The following is an 18447-nucleotide window of genomic DNA, read 5'->3' on the forward strand; positions in this document are numbered from 1 at the left end:
TTGATTCTGCTCATGAGCCAAGCCCCCCTCGTCCTGGTGGACGGTTCGTCTTACCTGTACCGCGCTTTCCATGCACTGCCACCGCTGACCACCTCCAAAGGCCTGCCGACCGGTGCGGTCAAAGGTGTGCTGAACATGCTCAAGAGTCTGCGCAAGCAGTATCCCGACAGCCCGTTCGCCGTGGTTTTCGATGCCAAGGGCGGGACGTTTCGCGATGAGATGTACGCCGAGTACAAAGCCAACCGCCCCAGCATGCCCGACGACATGCGCGTGCAGATCGAGCCGCTGCACCAGAGCGTGATTGCTCTTGGCTTCCCGCTGTTGTGCGTGGAGGGCGTCGAGGCAGACGACGTGATCGGCACCCTCGCCCGCAGCAGCGCGGCAGCCGCTCGCCCGGTGATCATCTCTACCGGCGACAAGGACATGGCGCAATTGGTCGACGGCCACATTACCTTGGTCAACACCATGTCCGGTAGCTCGATGGACGTTGAGGGCGTAAAGGAGAAATTCGGCGTCGCTCCGGAGCAGATCATCGATTATCTGGCGCTGATGGGCGATTCTTCCGACAACATCCCGGGCGTTCCCGGCATCGGCCCGAAGACCGCGTCCGGCCTGCTGGTCGGCGTTAACGGCGGCCTCACCGAGCTTTATGCAAACCTCGACATCGTCCCGACCCTGCCGATTCGCGGGGCCAAGACTCTGCCGGCCAAGCTTGAAGAGCACAAGGAGATGGCCTTCCTCTCCTATCAACTGGCAACGATCAAGGTCGACGTGCCGCTGGACATTGGCCTCGATGACCTGCAAATGGGCCCGGAAGACCCGGCCAAGCTCTACGAGTTGTACACCCTGCTGGAATTCAAGAGCTGGCTGAATGACCTTGATCGCGACGCCAAGCGCCAGGAGCTGAGCGCGGCCGCCGAGCCTGCGCCGGCTGGCGATCTGTTTAGCGCGCCGCCAGCCGAAGTGCCCGCCGCCCCTGCTGAAGCCGCTTACGAAACCATCCTCGATCAGGCGCGTTTCGATGTCTGGCTGGAAAAACTGAACAACGCCAAGCTGTTCGCCTTCGACACCGAAACCACAGGCATCGACGCGCAGCAGGCGCAACTGGTCGGCCTGTCGTTCGCGGTGCAGGCCAACGAAGCGGCGTACATCCCGCTGACCCATTCCTACATCGGCGTACCCGAGCAACTGGATCGCGACACTGTGCTGCGCGCGCTGAAGCCGATCCTGGAAGACCCGAACAAACTCAAGGTCGGCCAGCACGCCAAGTTCGACATGAACATTCTGGCCAACTGCGCCATTGGCGGCGATCAGAGCCAAGGCATCAATGTGCGCGGGATTGCCTTCGACACCATGCTTGAGTCCTACGTGCTCAACTCCACCGCCACCCGCCACGACATGGACAGCCTTGCGCAGAAGTACCTGGATCACACCACTGTGAGTTTTCAGGACATCGCCGGCAAAGGCGCCAAACAGCTGACCTTCGACCAGATCGCTCTGGAGCAGGCCGGCCCGTATGCCGCCGAAGACGCCGACATCACCCTGCGTCTGCATCAGACTCTGTTTGAAAAACTCAGCGCGATCCCGAGCCTGGCCAGCGTCCTGACCGACATCGAAATCCCGCTGGTACCGGTGTTGGCGCGCATCGAGCGTCAGGGCGCGTTCGTCGACGCTGAACTGCTCGGCATCCAGAGCATCGAGCTGGGTAACAAAATGGTCGCACTGGAGCGCGAAGCGTTCGAGATCGCCGGCGAAGAATTCAACCTCGGCTCGCCGAAGCAGTTGGGCGTAATCCTCTACGAGAAGCTCGGCCTACCGGTTTTGAAGAAAACCGCCAAGGGCCAACCATCGACCGCCGAGGAAGTGCTGGCGAAACTCGCCGAAGACGATCATCGACTGCCGAAAGTGCTGATGGAGCATCGCTCCATGAGCAAGCTGAAAAGCACTTACACCGACCGCCTGCCGGAGCAGATCAACCCGCGCACCGGACGTATCCACACTTCGTACCATCAGGCTGTAGCGTCCACCGGGCGTTTGTCTTCCAGCGATCCGAACCTGCAGAACATTCCGGTGCGCACCGCTGAAGGCCGCCGCATTCGTCAGGCGTTCGTCGCGCCGAAAGGCTACAAGTTGCTGGCGGCGGACTATTCGCAAATCGAACTGCGGATCATGGCCCACTTGTCCAAGGACGAAGGCTTGATGAACGCCTTCCGCAACAATCTGGACGTGCACACCGCCACCGCTGCCGAAGTATTCAAGGTCGAGCTCAACGAAGTGACCTCCGACCAGCGCCGTGGCGCCAAGGCGATCAACTTCGGCCTGATCTATGGCATGGGCGCGCAGAAGCTCGGCAAGGACATCGGCGTCGACACCAAGACCGCCAAGGCCTACATCGACACCTACTTCGCCCGCTACCCCGGTGTGCGCGAATACATGGAGCGCACCCGTAAGCAGGCGGCGGATCAGGGTTACGTCGAGACCTTCTTCGGTCGACGCCTGTACCTGCCGGAAATCAACTCGAACAAGCCGCAGGAACGCGCCGCCGCCGAACGCACGGCGATCAATGCGCCGATGCAAGGCACCGCGGCCGACATCATCAAGAAAGCCATGGTGGCGGTGGATAACTGGCTGACAGCGTCCGGGCTGGACGCCAAGGTCATCCTGCAGGTGCACGACGAACTGGTGCTGGAGGTTCGCGAGGATCTGGTTGAGCAGGTGAGTCAGGAAATCCGCCTGCATATGAGCGAAGCGGCGAAACTGGACGTACCGTTGCTGGTGGAAGTCGGCGTCGGCAACAACTGGGATGAGGCGCACTAAGGCGTCTGGACCGGGCATTTGCCGCGACACACTGTCGCGGCAAATGCCCGGAATGGCCTTATTTCGAATCGCGCTTGGGCTTATTCCAAAGCTTTTTGAAAAAAATCTGAACTAATCTGACAACTCACTACTCAGAGATACTGAATGGCTGGTGAAGCCCTTCGATGCTCCTATGTTGTGTTAAGTGTTGGCAGATATCTGAACCCCGCCCTAGCGGTTCGGAACTTAAACCCCGGAACTTCTCCCTCCCCATATGAAGTCCGGGGCTTTTTTTGCCTCAAAACTGCCTGTGGCGCAGCCATGCTGCGTTAAAAGCGCAGTTAAAAATGCTCATTTAGGTTCCCTAAACTCCGCTTTTTACCAGCACTTTTGCCTTGCCTTGCAGCACCACAGACAGTTTTGCAATCCCTTACTCTGCTGCGGCTTCTGCACCTTTGTCCGCCAGTTCCATCCAGCCTGCCAACACAGTGTAGGCCTCTTCCAGGCCCATGCGTTTTGGCGCGGAAAACAGCTGGATCGTCACCCGATCCCCCCAGCCCTTGCGGATTTCCGACTGCACCTTGAGCAGCGTGTTCTTGGCGGCACCGTAGGTCAGTTTGTCGGCCTTGGTCAGCAGAATGTGCATCGGCATGCCGGCGGCGACGGCCCAGTCGAGCATCAACAGGTCGAAGTCGGTCATTGGATGACGGATGTCCATCATCAGAATCAAACCCTTCAAACTCTCGCGGCCACCGAGGTACGCCTCGAGGTGACGCTGCCAGTGTTGCTTGAGCGGGATCGGTACTTTTGCATAACCGTAGCCCGGCAGGTCGACCAGACGCCGTTCATCGTCTAGCTTGAAGAAGTTCAACAGCTGTGTGCGACCCGGAGTTTTCGAGGTGCGCGCCAGGCTGGCGTGAGTCAGGGTGTTCAGCGCGCTGGATTTACCGGCGTTGGAACGACCGGCGAACGCCACTTCGAAGCCTTCGTCGTCAGGGCATTGATCGACTTTGGCGGCACTGAGCATGAACGTGGACTGTTGGCACAGGCCGAGGATGGGATTCTTGAGTTGCATGGGATTTCCGATGTGGGCGGCGCCGGGATTGGGCGCGGAACGCGGTGTCGCTTCCGTTTCAGTGACGCCAGTATATAATGCCGCAGATTTTGTGTGTGCTTTGTCCCAGCGAAGGATGAAGTTCACGAGAGCCAAAGACCTTGATTGCGCATCAGAACGCAGAACGCTCTCAACCCTGAAAAGGTCGTTTTATGACGAAATGGCTGCTGGCTGCCGGAGTCCTGATACCGCTTTGCGGCGCACAGGCTACACAGGAACCGGAAGCCGTGTACAACCGTGTTTGTGGTGCCTGTCATTCCGGCCAACTACCCATGGCGCCCGAAAGAGGCGATCAGGCAGCTTGGACGCCGAGGTTGGCGAAAGGTATGGAGACGCTGGTGCAACACGTGACCCAGGGTTTCAAGGCGATGCCGCCGCGTGGTTTGTGCATGGACTGCAGTGCCGAGGATTACCAGGCCATCATCCTTTGGATGAGCGAGAGTAAACCCGGTCCATAACTCTTAACCCTTAGCCGTAGTTGGATTAGCTGATGAACAAATTGATCGTGAGTCTGCTGTTGACCGTGGGAATCTCCGGCATCGCCCATGCTGCAGGTGATGCAGCAGCCGGCCAGGCAAAAGCTGCCGTGTGCGGAGCCTGCCATGGCCCGGACGGGAACAGCATGGCACCCAACTTCCCGAAACTGGCCGGTCAAGGTGAACGTTACCTCGACAAGCAGTTGCATGACATCAAGTCGGGCAAACGCCAGGTTCTGGAAATGACCGGCCTGCTGACCAACCTGAGCGATCAGGACCTGGCCGATATTGCCGCCTACTTTGCCAGTCAGAAGGGCAGCGTCGGCGCCGCCGATCCAAAAATCGTCGCCCGTGGTGAAGCCCTGTTCCGTGGCGGCAACCTGGACAAAGGCCTGCCAGCCTGCACCGGCTGCCACTCGCCGAACGGTGCCGGCAACGCCGCCGCCGGCTTCCCGCACCTGGGAGGCCAACACGCTCAATACATCGCCAAACAGCTGACCGACTTCCGCAAGGAAGAAGGCGGTCGCGCCAACGACGGCGATTCCATGCCGATGCGCACCATCGCACGCAAACTCAGCGACGAAGACATTGCTGCGGTCGCCAGCTACATTCAGGGCCTGCACTAACCGCCCTGCATCGAGCGTTACCGGTGATGGACATCTCCTGCAACGTTAACGCTCGATTAATCCATCGCAGCAAGTATAAAAAGGGTGGCTTTGGCCGCCCTTTTTTGTGGCCGCTGCCGTTACACTACAGAACTCATGCCCGCCAGGATCTGTCTGAAAACAGGTCGCGCGAGGCGACCAAAATTGTCCAGGAGTAAAGCATGCGTAATCTGATCATCAGCGCCGCTCTCGTCGCTGCCAGCCTGTTCGGCGTGACCGCCCAGGCCGCCGAAGCACCCGCTGCCCCTTATGTCGAACTGGCCAACCCGGTGCCGGTGGCAGAGCCTGGCAAGATCGAAGTCGTGGAGCTGTTCTGGTACGGCTGCCCGCATTGCTACGCGTTCGAGCCAGTGATCAATCCCTGGGTTGAAAAACTGCCGTCCGACGTCAACTTCGTACGCATTCCTGCCATGTTCGGCGGCCCGTGGGATGCTCACGGTCAAATGTTCCTGACCCTGGAAGCAATGGGCGTCGAGCACAAGGTTCACGCTGCGGTATTCAATGCGATCCAGAAAGAACACAAGAAGCTGACCGACAAGAACGACATGGCTGACTTCCTCGCCACACAAGGCGTGGACAAGGACAAGTTCCTCGCCACCTTTGACTCGTTCGCGATCAAAGGGCAGATCGTCAAGGCGCGTGAGCTGGCCAAGAAATATGAAATCACTGGCGTGCCAACCATGATCGTCAACGGCAAATACCGCTTCGACATCGGCTCTGCCGGTGGTGCGGAAGAAGCCTTGAAGCTGGCTGATCAACTGGTCGCCAAAGAGCGAGCGGCCAACAAGGCAGCTGCCAACTAAGCGCGGTCATTGCCATGCGCCGCTGGGGCACCGAACGCATCGTTGGCCTGCATGATCCGCAGGTCAACGAGCATCACCTGGAGTCCACGGGCCTGCCCGCAGACCATCGTCTGCGCTTGCTCAGCTTCAACATCCAGGTCGGCATCAGCACCGAACGCTATCGGCATTACCTGACCCGCAGCTGGCAGCACCTGCTGCCGCACACCGGGCGCTCAGGCAATCTGCAGAAGATCGGCGACCTGCTTGGCGACTTCGACCTGGTCGCCCTGCAGGAAGCCGATGGCGGCAGCCTGCGCTCAGGCTACGTCAATCAGGTCGAACACCTGGCCCACCTCGGCGCCTTCCCTTACTGGTATCAACAACTCAATCGCAACCTCGGCCGGCTGGCCCAGCACAGCAATGGCGTGCTCAGCCGACTGAAACCGTGGGCGATCGAAGACCATCCGCTGCCGGGCCCGAAAGGTCGCGGCGCAATCCTGCTGCGCTTTGGCGAAGGCCCGGAAGCGCTGGTGGTGGTGATGATGCACCTGGCCCTCGGCGCCCGGGTGCGCAGCCTGCAACTGGCCTACATTCGGGACCTGATCGGTGGCTACAAGCACCAGGTATTGATGGGCGACATGAACACCCATGCCAGCGATCTGCTACAACAGTCACCGTTACGCGATCTCGGCCTGCTGGCCCCGCAGATGCAAGCCACGTTTCCCAGCTGGCGGCCGCAGCGTTGCCTGGATCATATTTTGCTCAGCCCGACCCTGACTCTGGAAAAGGTCGAAGTGCTGGCCCAACCCATTTCCGATCACCTGCCGGTCGCGGTAGAGATTCGTCTGCCGGGTTCGCTCACGGCCGATGCATTGCCCGCGTTGAGTCCTGCCCCTCGCGGAACCCCTGAATGAGCGACGACGCCCAGCGCTGGAAAGAGAAGTACCTCAAAAGTATCGAACAGCAGGACAAGCTCGAACGGCGCTGGGCCGCCCGTCTCGACTTGCTGCGCCGCGGTCTGGTACGCAGTACGCTGGCCGCTGAAGGCACCGACAAGGTCGTTGATCAGTGCATGAAAGAGATGCGCGACGTGGTGCGCACCGACGACATGGATGCCGGTCTCGCCGCCCTGCTGCCGCGCCTGGAGAAAGCCGTACTCGACTCCGAACAGCGCCGCGAGACCCGCATTGATCAGGTCAGCACCGCGTTGACCGCGCTGGTTACCCAACTGCAAGCGTTGCCGCTGCCGCGGGAAGTCGCCCAGCCGCTGAAGAAATTCGCCAAGCAACTGGACAGTCGGGTCGGCCAGGCGCGGGAAATGCCGCTGCTGCTGAGTGAACTCAGCGGTTTGCAGGGCAAAGCGTTGAGCCAGCTGGAAACCCCACCCGCGCCAGAACGCCCGGGCCTTCTGCAACGCCTGTTTGGCAATCGCGAAACCGAAGAAACGCCAGGGACGCAGGGCCCGGAGCAAGCTCAAGCGCCTGCGCCAATACCAGCGCCGCCATCAGCCAACACTGAACCTGAAGTCGAGCCCGCACAGACGCCAACAGGCGAACCGACTACGGCACCGGTCAGCGCCGCGACTCTATTGCAACCGGCAGAGGCAAGCCCTCAACAAGCACCTGCAGCGCAACCGCAGGCCGAATCGCCTGTGGTTTCGCTTGTGCCGCCGGTCATTGCCATCGAGACGGCGCCCGAACCACTGCCTGAACTCAAACCGCCCCTCGAACCTCTGGCCCCGCCGCTTGCGCCACCAGCCTTCATAGCGGCGATCAACCCTGACGAATTGATCCACCCGGGCGACGCCCCGGCCCCCTTGCTCCTCGACAGCCTGCCCCTGCCCGCCCCGATTGCCCAAGCCTTGGCTGCCATCGATCCGGAGCAGCCCGAGCAAGACATTCTTTACGCCCTGCCCGATTCGCCGGAGCCGTCCTACAGCTCGGTGGCCAAACACATCGAAGACACGCTGATCGGGCTGCTCGACGATCTGACCTTGCCGGAGCGCCATCGCCCGCAAGCCGAGGCCATGCGTGATCGCTTGAAAAATGGTCTGAACTGGTACGAACTCCTGCCCATTCTCGACGACCTTGCCACCTTGATGCTGGCAATCACCGACAGCGGCCAACACGAATTCGAAGCCTATCTGCAGCGGCTCAACGAACGCCTCGAAGCATTCCAGAGCAATTTGCAGGCCGCGAGCGAGGGCCATGCCGACAACAGCTCGGCAGCCCGGGCGATGGACACGCAGATTCGCGAGCAAGTCGACGGCTTGCAGACCAGCGTGCAGGAAGCGGCCGATCTGGATGATCTCAAGCGAGTGCTGGAGAACCATCTCGAAGGCCTGCTCGGTACCATGGATCAGCATCAGCAACAACGCGATGCCCGCGAGCAGGAAGTGGCGGCACGTCTCAAAGGCCTGGCCGAACGTGTGGCGCACATGGAGCAGGAAGCCCTGGGCTTTCGCGAACATCTGGAAGAACAGCGACAGAAAGCCCTGATCGACCCGTTGACCGGCCTGCCCAACCGCGCTGCCTGGAGCGAACGGCTGGAACACGAGATCAGGCAATGGCAACAACACGGCAACACCTTGAGCCTGGCGATGCTCGACCTCGATCATTTCAAGCGCATCAACGACAACTACGGCCATCTGGCGGGCGACAAGGTATTGAAAATCATCGCCACGGTGCTGCGCAAACGTCTGCGTGGGGCGGATTTCATTGCTCGCTTCGGCGGAGAGGAATTCGTTTTGCTGCTGCCAGCCACCACGCCGGCCGTCGGCGCCAAATTGTTGGAAACCCTGCGAGCGGCCATCGAAGCGTGCCCGTTTCACTTCAAAGGTGAACGAGTGACGATCACCATTTCCATGGGACTGGCGTCGTTCAAGCCGGGAGAACACAGCGATCTGGTGCTTAAAAGAGCCGATCAGGCGTTGTACCGAGCGAAAAACGGCGGACGCAACCGAGTCGAACTGGGCTGAGCAAGTTGTTCCATTTTGTTTAAATCGGCCCGTCAGGCGTCGATACGCAAGGCAGTACGTTACACTGTTGCATTATTGTCTTGCGTGTACTGCCTTCTGCCATGAAATTTTTCGCCCTCCTCGCGTCGCTGCTCGTTCTGGCCGGTTGTGCCAGCGGCCCGCGTTATGACACCAGCCATCCTTCGGCCAATCACGACAGCCGCGTGCAGTTCGTGATCGTGCACTACACCTCCGCTTCCCTCGCCCGTTCGCTGCAACTGCTGACCCACGGCGAAGTCAGCAGCCACTATCTGATCGGCGACGACAAGGGCGGCACCATCTACAAACTGATGGATGAAAACCAGCGCGCCTGGCACGCCGGCGAGAGCCAGTGGCAGGGCCGTACCTGGCTAAACTCCAGCTCGATCGGCATCGAAATCGTCAATCCGGGCTTCAAGGACACGCCGACCGGGCGCCTGTGGTTCCCGTACAGTGAAGCGCAGATTCAATCGCTGATCGTTCTGCTCAAGGACATCAGCAAGCGCCAAGGCATCAGCCCGCGCCATATCATCGGCCACAGCGACATCGCGCCCCTGCGCAAACTCGACCCCGGCCCGCTGTTCCCATGGAAACGCCTGGCCGCCGAAGGCCTGGGCGTATGGCCCAATGAACAAGCGGTGGCTCGGCAGCAAGTGCAGTTCAACGCCGAATTGCCCAGCATCAGCTGGTTTCAGGAACAACTGGCGCGCGTGGGTTATGACACCCCGCAGACCGGCGAGCTGGACGTCGCGACTCGCCATGTCCTGGCAGCGTTCCAGATGCACTTTCGCCCTTCACGCTTCGACGGTACACCGGACGCGCAAACAGCAGCGTTGTTGCAGGTCCTCAATCAGACAAAATAATGACGCCCGCCCGACGGTCAGGGCGAAAGCGTAATCAGCAGCTATAACTCATTGGTAATTCTTCGGATATTCCATGATGGTTGCTACCCGAGCGACGCTGCGTAGCTGGTTTTATCGCCCGTGGTTTTTGGCGATGATCGCGGCTGTCTTCAGTGCTGGATTGCTGATAGCCGGCGGAATGTTCGTCGCCATGCGCCAGATCGAACAGAACGAAAGCCAGGAAATGAACACCCAGGGCGAGCGCTTTCTGGCACGCCTTGAGCAGCTGTTCGGACAACTGCGCGAAAGTCTCGATGACCTCGAAGCGCAGCCGCTGCGCAGTTGCGACGAGGAAATGATCGCCACGCTGCAACAAGTCACCTTCAACTATCGCTTCGTCTATGAAGCGGCCTACATGGATGGTGCGCGGATATGCTCCAACCGGCCCCGCCAGGAAGGACTGTCGGTGGTTCGCGCACCGGATATCAAAGGACCGACCTACAGCTACTGGCTCAACACCACCACCGAACCGGATGAAAACCGTGCTGCGCTGATGCTCGGGCGCGGCAATTTTCGCGTGGCGACATCACGCGGGCATTTGACCGACATGGTCGACCTGCCGCCGGACAGCAGCCTTCTGGTGGTGCTGGACCACGGCAAACGGGCGATTCCGGTGCTGGGCACCGCGCAGACGTGGCCACCAACCGAAGCGTGGCCACCCAAAAGCCGCGCGCCCCTGCAAGTCACCCAGTCACGGCTGATCTACCGCATGCCAACCAACAATCCGGAATACCAGTTGGTGCTGATCACCCCGCGCAGCGGCATGCATATTCCCAGCGTCTGGTGGTGGATGGTGCCGATCTGCCTGCTGCTGGGGGCGTTTGTCGGGTTCTTTATATTTTTGCTGGTGCGCCAGCGCCAGTCACTGGACGCCGAACTCCAGGGCGCCATTCGACGTGGCGAGCTGCAAGTGCTGTATCAGCCGATCTTCGATCTCGATAGCCGCAATTGCGTGGGCGCCGAAGCCCTGCTGCGCTGGCGTCGCCCGGACGGCACGCTGACCAGTCCCGACCTGTTCATTCCATTGGCGGAAAACACCGGGCAGATCCGGCAGATGACAGACTTTGTCCTGCAACGGCTGCTGGAACAACTGGGACCGGTGCTGCGCGCCAATCCGCAGCTGTACATTTCGGTCAACCTCGCCGCCTGCGACGTGATGGTGCCGCGCATCGGCCAGGTCATGGCCAGGCTGCTGACGCTGCACCGGGTCGCCGCGCGACAGATTGCCTTTGAAGTCACCGAGCGCGGACTGATCGACGTGGTGGTGGCGCGGGAGAACCTGCAAGCCTTGCGCGATGTCGGCCATCAAGTGCTGATCGATGATTTCGGTACCGGTTATTGCAGCCTCGCCTACCTGCAGACGCTGCCGGTGGATTGCCTGAAGATCGACAAGGCCTTCATCGACGCGCTCGGCCATGATGCGGCCAGCAGCGGCGTTGCGCCGCACATCATTCACATGGCGCAGGCTCTGGAGTTGAAGGTGATTGCCGAAGGCATCGAGCACGAAGCGCAAGCCGTGTTTCTCAGCAGTGAGGGGGTCAAGTTCGGTCAGGGCTGGCTGTTCGCCCAGGCCCTGAGTGCGGTGCAGTTCATCGAACTGATCACCCGTGGGCGGCGCCTCACCGGGCGCCGCCTGGACGACGAAGCCTAGACCGCCAGCGCCATGTAGAACTGCGTGCCCTGCCCCGGCCGCGAATAGACGCCCATCCGCCCGCCATGCAGCTGGACGATTTCCTTGCACAGCGCCAGACCCAGCCCGGCGCCACCCTTCTTGCGCCCGACCTGCACGAACGGCTCGAATATCCGCCCCTGCTGACCGTAGGCAATGCCTTCGCCGTTGTCTTCGACGCTGATGATCACCCGTTCGCCATGCCGCCGCGCCTGCAGGCGAATCTGGCCGTCGCGGGCGGTATGGCGCAGAGCGTTGTCGATCAGGTTGTCGAGCACCCGCTCAAGCTGTGCCTGATCGGCCTGCAGACGCGGCAACGGCCCTTGCACTTCGACGCTCAGGGCAATGCCTTTGCCCGCAGCGCAATCGGCGAAGCGCGACTGCGCCTGCTCCAGCAAATCTTCGATGGAGCACGGCGCCAGGGTGAGTTTCTGCAAGCCGTTCTGATAGCGCGAGAAGTTGAGCAAATCGTTGATCAACTGCATCAAGCGCTGCATTTCTTCGTTGACCGTGTCGAGCAGGTCCGCCTCGCGTGACTCCGGGGGGAACTTCGCACGTTCGCGAAACAGGCCGAACGCCATGTGCATGCCGGTGACCGGCGTCCGCAGTTCGTGGGAGGCGCGCAGCACGAACTCGCTGCGCACGCGCTCGAAGGCGCGTTGCTCGGTGACGTCGTGCAGCACCATCACCGCCCCCAGAATATGCCCCTGGATGTGACTGACCGGGGTCAAACTGTAGGTCAGCAAGCGCGATTCGCCATCGACCTCAATGCTCAAATCTTCCGGGGCGCGCTCAAGGGTGCCGCCGCGCAGCACCAGTTGCAGTTGCGCGTCGAGCTCCGGGCGCTCGAGCGCGGTGCCCAGGCCTTGGCCGAGACGGTCACTGTCCCAACCCAACTGACGCTGAGCCACTGGATTGAGGTGTTCCAGATGCCCTTCACGGTCGATCATCAACAAGCCGTCGTCGATGCTGTCGAGCACCGCCTGCAGGCGTTGCTGACCGGCCAGCAATTCGTCCACGTTGGTCGCCTGATGCTCGCGCAGCGCCTCGGCCATCAGCCCGAAGCGCTTGGTCAGCTGATTCATTTCCATCGCCGAGGAAATCGGCAGCGTCACTTCGAAATTGCCTTGGCCGATGTTGTCCGCCGCCTTGGCCAGCGCCTCGATGGGCGCGCCAAAACGACGGGCAATGGCGTGCGCGGTGACGAAGCCGATAATCAGCACCGCCAATCCCACCAGCCCGAGCAGACCGGAGACCAGCAGTGCCCTTTCCCGGGCGTCATGCTGCACGGCGTTGATGTTGTCCAGTGCGTGCTTGTGCTCGGTAATCAAACCGTTGCGCAAGGTGTTGAAGCGTTCCCTGAGGTCGCTGTTGCCACTGAGCACATTGCCCGGATCACGCGACATCTCGAACGCCTGGAGAAAACTCAGGTAGTCAGCCTTGGCCTGGGTAAACCCGTATTGTCGGCCATCACTTTCTGCCTCTTGGGAAATGCCTTCATCCAGCAATTGCAGGTAGTGCTGCTTTGACGCTTCGAACGCGGCCGGGTCGGGCTTTTCGGCCAGCATCAGCACCAGTTGATCGCCGAGGGTCTGGCGCAGTTTGAGCCCCAGGTCGAGGGTCACGAAGTTGCTGCGGATCGTTGCTTCCTGAGTACCGGCCATCTGCATCACGCTGACCAGCCCGAGCAATAGCCCGAGCAAGGCGACCGTGATCAGCGCAGAGATGCTCAGAAACAAGCGAGTGCGCAACTTCATCGCCAGTTTCATCGTCGGGCGCTCACAGGTTGTACTGCTTGCGCTTGCGATACAGGGTCGACGCGTCGATGCCCAAGGTTTTCGCCGCCTGATCAAGGGTGCCTGCCGTTGCCAGCACCGCGCCGATGTGGGCTTTTTCCAGTTCATCGAGGCTCAGCGCGGCACCGACTCGCGGTGCGTTGTTCGCCGGTTGCTCGGCCATCCCGAGGTGGCTGATTTCCACGCGTTCCTGCGGGCAGATGATGCTGGCCCGTTCCACCACGTTACGCAGCTCTCGAATGTTGCCCGGCCAGCGATAACCCAACAGCGCTTCGCGCGCCTCGTCACTAAAGCCCCGTGCCGGGCGCGCGTACTCTTTGACGAAGCGCGCGAGGAAGCGGTCGGCCAGGGTCAGGATGTCCTCGGCACGTTCGCGCAATGGCGGCAGATGCAGGGTGATCACATTGAGGCGATACAACAGGTCTTCACGGAAGCGCCCGTCGCGCACCATGTCTTCGAGATTAAGGTTGGTCGCGGCGAGAATCCGCACATCGGCACGACGGGTCACTGGGTCCCCTACCCGCTCGTATTCCTTGTCCTGAATAAAACGCAGCAACTTGGGTTGCAAAGTCAGCGGAAAATCGCCGATCTCGTCGAGAAACAGCGTGCCGCCGTCCGCCTGATTAACTCGACCCAAAGTGCTCTCACTGGCGCCGGTAAACGCACCGCGACTGTGGCCGAACAGCTCGCTCTCCATCAGTTCCGCAGTCAACGACGGGCAGTTGATGGTCACGCAGGACTTCTTCTCGCGCTTGCTCCAACCATGGATGGCCCGAGCCAGTTCCCCTTTACCCGTGCCGGATTCGCCGAGAATAAGGATGTTGGCGTCGGTACCGGCGACCTGCCGCGCAGTTTCCAGCACGACTTTCATCGCCGGGCTGTGGGAGTCGAGGCCGTCCTTGGGTTTGCGGATCTCGCCTTCGAGAGCTTCCAGACGCGCCGAGAGCTGACGCACTTCCAGTTGCTTGGCGGTGGCCAGGCGCAACTGGTCGGGGCTGCACGGTTTGACCAGATAATCGGCGGCGCCCGCCTGGATCGCGTCCACCGCGGTATCAACCGCCGAGTGCGCGGTGACAATGACCACGCGCATCCATGGCGCCTGAATGCGCATCTGCGCCAGAACGTCGAGACCGTTGTCTTCACCCAGACGCAAATCAAGGAAGCACAGGTCAAACACCTGACGTTGCAACAATGCCTCGGCCTGAGCCGCGCTGTTGGCGGTGGCCACTGTGTAACCTTCGTCTTCGAGGCAGTAGCGAAAGGTTCGCAGGATGGCGGACTCATCGTCCACCAGCAGAATGCGGCCTTGATGCTCAGTGGCAGATTCCATTTTTCCTACGCTCCATAGTGATTGATCTTGGGTTAGTCCCGGAAAAATCGGGCAAGTTGCATGGTTGATTCTGAACGATGCGAGCCATAGGAGGGTAGCTCTCTCCTGCCTTAACGGCCAATCCATTGATTTTGTTGAGTTTTTAAACAATCACTGATTCGCGGGGGTAACCCTGCGTACATTTCTGACATCCAGGACGTGCTCTCAATTCCATAAGAATGAAATCTCATACGAAATAATCGTGCATTCCGCACGACCGTAGACGACCCATCGTGCAGGATGCGTCCGTCGCTGAATTTCACTCGTCAGTAACTAATTGATTTTATTGAATATTTTTCAAATAAAAAACTGGCATGCAGCCTGCAATACCTCTTTCAGCCCGGGCAGATTCCACTGCCCCAACCGAATAAGAGTGAGGAACCCAGGATGACTCGCCAACGTGCCGCCCAAGTGCGTATCTCGCCCCTGCATATCCAGCAAGGCCTGTTTGGCGTGCTTGCACTGTTGATCACCCTGATCGCCTGCCAGCAATACCTGAGCTGGGAAAACAGCCAGAAGCCTGAGCCGCTGATCTCGATTCAACACAGCACGCAGACGCACTTCAGCGCCGTCAGCAGCAGTCAGGCCGAAAGCGCCTCGATGCGCATGATGGATGTCGATCAGCCGCAGCCGCTGGATCAACTGCCACGTGAAGAGCGCTGGGTTTTCTGACGAACCAACGAATTCGGGCGCCTGGCGCCAGGACACGCAATATCCCTAAATAGAGAAGTAAGGAGAATCACCATGTTGAGTTGGGCAATTACATTCTTGATCATTGCCATCATCGCCGCCGTCCTGGGCTTCGGTGGTATCGCGGGCACCGCCACGGGTATCGCCAAGATTCTCTTTGTCGTGTTCCTGGTGATGTTCATCGCTTCCTTCTTCTTTGGCCGTCGCGGCCGAGGTTAACGATGATTGCGTTAAAGACACTGGCAGCCGCCCTGCTTCTGGGCGGTAGTGCCATGGCGATCGCGGCCAATGATGGCCAGGCGCGGGTCAACGAGCTGCTCAGCTCCGACCCGCAATACCGGGAAACCTGGCAAGGCGTTGTGAAGCATGAAGAGCGCCTCCCGGAATGGGTGATGAACCTGTCCGGTACGCCAGAGCAGCAGATGAATGCCGTGACCGAAGATGGCGACAAGTATCTGGTCGGCCCGCTCTGCGAATCCGCAGACAAGTGCCTGAACCACCGCTTGATCGTAGCGTTCAGCTTCGACAAGAAAGATGCCTACGCCATGCTCGTCGATGTGCCCGAAGGACTGCCGGCCGACAAGTCGCCAACGCGACATGCCACTTACCGCTTCCTCGGCAAACCGAATCAGGGCATGCAGAGCCTGCTGATGGAAACGCTGAAGAAAGATCCGAACTGGTACTGATTCGAACATGAGGGCAGCGCCCCGCTGCCCTTTATTGCGCCTGCCCGAGGAAGGCCGGCGCATGACCAGGGGGCCGGGACGTTCTGACTGTTACAGGGTCGGAGTGACCTACGGGTACAGGGAGTGCCTGCGCGAGGGCCGGGTCAGGGTAAAAGCTGCGACGCAGGTTCGCCGACCCTCAGCGGCTCGACGGACTTGCGCTGAGCTTTGCGCGATACAAAACATTGATCCAGAGCGTCCTGCTCGCCTTTTTATGGTTCAGACTGCGCGCGAAAACATTTCGCCGTGTTTCCTGGCGACCGTATATCGAGAAAGAGCCCCTTTAAACTGTGGGACTTCTAGTCTGCAAATGTAGGCTTTTTCCTGAATTTTTCGATGAATTCACTCGTTCAAAAAACAACCAACCCAAGCTGAAATGGCCGGTTCACGGCACTTATGCCGGCTGAAATGTCGTAATCGAACCGCTTGGGACGCCAGTTTCATTTAAAAAATCTCATGCCGATTCGGCATAGGGTAGGCGTTTACGGCATTAGACGGCGCAACCTTGCATCGGAATAGTTGCGCCTTTTTTCGCCTGCCGAAGAGCCGTAAATACGCGCTTCGGGGCACCTTATACGGAGGCAGATGCACAGACTTTTCCGCTAAAGAGCGTTCCAGTTGCTGCATGTGCCTGAGTCAAACGCAAGTAAGGGTAAAGATAATGAAGAAGGCAAAACTCAGCCTCGCCTGGCAGATCCTCATCGGTCTGGTTTTAGGGATTGCAATTGGTGCGTTGCTCAACCACTTCAGTGCCGAAAAAGCCTGGTGGATCAGCAACGTCCTGCAACCGGCAGGCGATATCTTTATCCGTCTGATCAAGATGATCGTGATTCCGATCGTCATCTCCTCCCTGATCGTCGGCATCGCCGGCGTGGGCGACGCCAAGAAACTCGGGCGTATCGGCCTGAAGACCATCATCTACTTCGAAGTCGTCACCACCATCGCGATCATCGTCGGCCTGCTGCTGGCCAACCTGTTCCACCCGGGTGCCGGCATCGACATGAGCACCCTGGGCACCGTGGATATCTCCAAGTACCAGGCGACCGCCGCCGAAGTACAACATGAACACGCGTTCATCGAGACGATCCTCAACCTGATCCCGTCGAACATCTTCGCGGCCATGGCCCGCGGCGAAATGCTGCCGATCATTTTCTTCTCCGTACTGTTCGGTCTCGGTCTGTCGAGCCTGCAGTCGGACCTGCGCGAGCCGCTGGTGAAGATGTTCCAGGGCGTCTCGGAAAGCATGTTCAAAGTCACCCACATGATCATGAACTACGCCCCGATCGGCGTGTTCGCCCTGATCGCGGTGACCGTGGCCAACTTCGGTTTCGCCTCGCTGCTGCCGCTGGCCAAACTGGTGATCCTGGTTTACGTCGCCATCGCTTTCTTTGCTTTCGTGGTGCTGGGCTTGATCGCCAAGCTGTTCGGCTTCTCGGTGATCAAGCTGATGCGCATCTTCAAGGATGAACTGGTCCTGGCTTACTCCACCGCCTCTTCGGAAACCGTGCTGCCACGCGTCATCGAGAAGATGGAAGCCTATGGCGCACCGAAAGCCATCTGCTCCTTCGTGGTCCCGACTGGCTACTCGTTCAACCTCGACGGTTCGACGCTGTATCAGTCGATCGCCGCCATCTTCATTGCCCAGCTGTACGGCATCGACCTGTCGATCAGCCAGCAACTGCTGCTGGTGCTGACCCTGATGGTCACTTCCAAAGGCATCGCCGGCGTACCAGGCGTGTCCTTTGTGGTGCTGCTGGCGACGCTTGGCAGTGTCGGTATCCCGCTGGAAGGCCTGGCGTTCATCGCCGGTGTCGACCGCATCATGGACATGGCGCGTACCGCACTGAACGTGATCGGCAACGCCCTGGCGGTACTGGTTATCGCACGTTGGGAAGGCATGTACGACGACGCCAAGGGCCAGCGCTACTGGAACTCCCTGCCGCACTGGCGCAGCAAGGAAAAACTGCCGGCTGGTGAAATTTCCAAGAACTGATCGCTGAACCTCTGTAGGAGCTGCCGCAGGCTGCGATCTTTTGATCTTGCTTTTAAAGATCGCAGCCTTCGGCAGCTCCTTGTATCTCGACTATCGCTCCGTCAGGAGCGATAGTTCTCGACTGATCATCGAGGGAGGGACTTGGAAGCCGTGCAGCTCCTTAGGCTTTTTGCCTGTGATGTAGATCGTGCTCCAGCCCTCCACACTCACTCATATAGTTCGAACGGTATCTTGGGCCCGTCTCTGGCGAGAGCTCGCATTCGCAAGGTTGGACAGAGTGCAGTGATGATCGAAAACAGATCAATGGAGAGACACTCATGTCCAGTTTCGTCGGTGTCGATATCGCTAAAAACACCTTTGATATCGCCACGCACTTGCCAAACGGTAAGCACAAAACCAAGGCCAAGCTGCCTAATGACGCGAAGGGTTTCAAAGAGTTTGAAGCTTGGTTGAACAAGCAGGTCGAGCCCACAGC

At 59.7% G+C, this 18447-nt stretch carries 15 protein-coding genes; 12 read left to right on the forward strand and 3 right to left on the reverse strand.

Annotated elements, in window-relative coordinates; genetic code table 11:
• Positions 1–12 precede the first annotated feature (12 nt).
• Positions 13–2817, forward strand: a complete 2805-nt coding sequence (gene polA, locus ACTJKS_RS23750) for a DNA polymerase I (RefSeq protein ID WP_108181263.1) — start codon at positions 13–15, stop codon at positions 2815–2817.
• Between the two features lie 409 nt (positions 2818–3226).
• On the opposite strand, the gene yihA is transcribed toward polA, so the two are convergent.
• Positions 3227–3871: a ribosome biogenesis GTP-binding protein YihA/YsxC gene (gene yihA, locus ACTJKS_RS23755; RefSeq protein ID WP_108181262.1), complete on the reverse strand. Its 645-nt coding sequence runs from the start codon at positions 3869–3871 to the stop codon at positions 3227–3229.
• Between the two features lie 191 nt (positions 3872–4062).
• On the opposite strand from yihA, the gene ACTJKS_RS23760 reads away from it, so the two are divergent.
• From ACTJKS_RS23760 to ACTJKS_RS23790, 7 genes are all read left to right on the forward strand, one after another.
• The gene (locus tag ACTJKS_RS23760) at positions 4063–4368 is read left to right on the forward strand and encodes a c-type cytochrome (protein WP_041073683.1); all 306 of its coding nucleotides are present in this window, start codon (positions 4063–4065) and stop codon (positions 4366–4368) included.
• A gap of 32 nt (positions 4369–4400) precedes the next feature.
• Positions 4401–5012, forward strand: coding sequence for a c-type cytochrome (locus tag ACTJKS_RS23765; RefSeq protein ID WP_041073681.1), 612 nt, complete (start codon positions 4401–4403; stop codon positions 5010–5012).
• A gap of 200 nt (positions 5013–5212) precedes the next feature.
• Positions 5213–5854: a thiol:disulfide interchange protein DsbA/DsbL gene (locus ACTJKS_RS23770; protein ID WP_007962741.1), complete on the forward strand. Its 642-nt coding sequence runs from the start codon at positions 5213–5215 to the stop codon at positions 5852–5854.
• Between the two features lie 14 nt (positions 5855–5868).
• The gene (locus ACTJKS_RS23775) at positions 5869–6747 is read left to right on the forward strand and encodes an endonuclease/exonuclease/phosphatase family protein (RefSeq protein ID WP_047297455.1); all 879 of its coding nucleotides are present in this window, start codon (positions 5869–5871) and stop codon (positions 6745–6747) included.
• Entirely contained in the window at positions 6744–8810 is a 2067-nt protein-coding gene (locus ACTJKS_RS23780; protein ID WP_262949266.1) for a GGDEF domain-containing protein, read from the forward strand. The genes ACTJKS_RS23775 and ACTJKS_RS23780 overlap by 4 nt, the downstream gene beginning before the upstream one ends.
• Positions 8811–8911: 101 nt before the next feature.
• Positions 8912–9691, forward strand: coding sequence for an N-acetylmuramoyl-L-alanine amidase (locus ACTJKS_RS23785; RefSeq protein ID WP_108181260.1), 780 nt, complete (start codon positions 8912–8914; stop codon positions 9689–9691).
• A 76-nt stretch (positions 9692–9767) separates the two neighbouring features.
• A complete protein-coding gene (locus ACTJKS_RS23790) occupies positions 9768–11381 on the forward strand; it encodes an EAL domain-containing protein (RefSeq protein ID WP_198758040.1) in 1614 nt (537 codons plus the stop codon).
• Here the strand turns inward: ACTJKS_RS23790 and ACTJKS_RS23795 are convergent.
• Positions 11378–13168 carry a KinB sensor domain-containing domain gene (locus ACTJKS_RS23795; RefSeq protein ID WP_086794093.1) on the reverse strand — a complete coding sequence of 597 codons (1791 nt, stop codon included), beginning with the start codon at positions 13166–13168 and terminating at the stop codon, positions 11378–11380. The two genes, ACTJKS_RS23790 and ACTJKS_RS23795, sit on opposite strands and share 4 nt — an antisense overlap.
• A gap of 10 nt (positions 13169–13178) precedes the next feature.
• Positions 13179–14525, reverse strand: a complete 1347-nt coding sequence (gene algB, locus ACTJKS_RS23800) for a sigma-54-dependent response regulator transcription factor AlgB (protein ID WP_047297450.1) — start codon at positions 14523–14525, stop codon at positions 13179–13181.
• A gap of 426 nt (positions 14526–14951) precedes the next feature.
• Here algB and ACTJKS_RS23805 point away from each other — a divergent pair, with 426 nt between their 5' ends.
• The 4 genes from ACTJKS_RS23805 to gltP all read left to right on the forward strand — a co-directional run bounded on the left by ACTJKS_RS23805 (position 14952) and on the right by gltP (position 17972).
• Positions 14952–15236, forward strand: coding sequence for a hypothetical protein (locus tag ACTJKS_RS23805; RefSeq protein ID WP_047297449.1), 285 nt, complete (start codon positions 14952–14954; stop codon positions 15234–15236).
• Between the two features lie 72 nt (positions 15237–15308).
• Positions 15309–15473, forward strand: a complete 165-nt coding sequence (locus ACTJKS_RS23810; RefSeq protein ID WP_003177151.1) for a DUF1328 domain-containing protein — start codon at positions 15309–15311, stop codon at positions 15471–15473.
• 2 nt (positions 15474–15475) lie between these two features.
• Positions 15476–15940: an inhibitor of vertebrate lysozyme family protein gene (locus ACTJKS_RS23815; RefSeq protein WP_108181257.1), complete on the forward strand. Its 465-nt coding sequence runs from the start codon at positions 15476–15478 to the stop codon at positions 15938–15940.
• 700 nt (positions 15941–16640) lie between these two features.
• Positions 16641–17972, forward strand: a complete 1332-nt coding sequence (gene gltP / locus ACTJKS_RS23820; RefSeq protein WP_047297447.1) for a glutamate/aspartate:proton symporter GltP — start codon at positions 16641–16643, stop codon at positions 17970–17972.
• Positions 17973–18447 lie beyond the last annotated feature (475 nt).

The sequence above is a fragment of the Pseudomonas sp. 22189 genome, from assembly GCF_052045635.1.
GTDB lineage: Bacteria > Pseudomonadota > Gammaproteobacteria > Pseudomonadales > Pseudomonadaceae > Aquipseudomonas > Aquipseudomonas parakoreensis.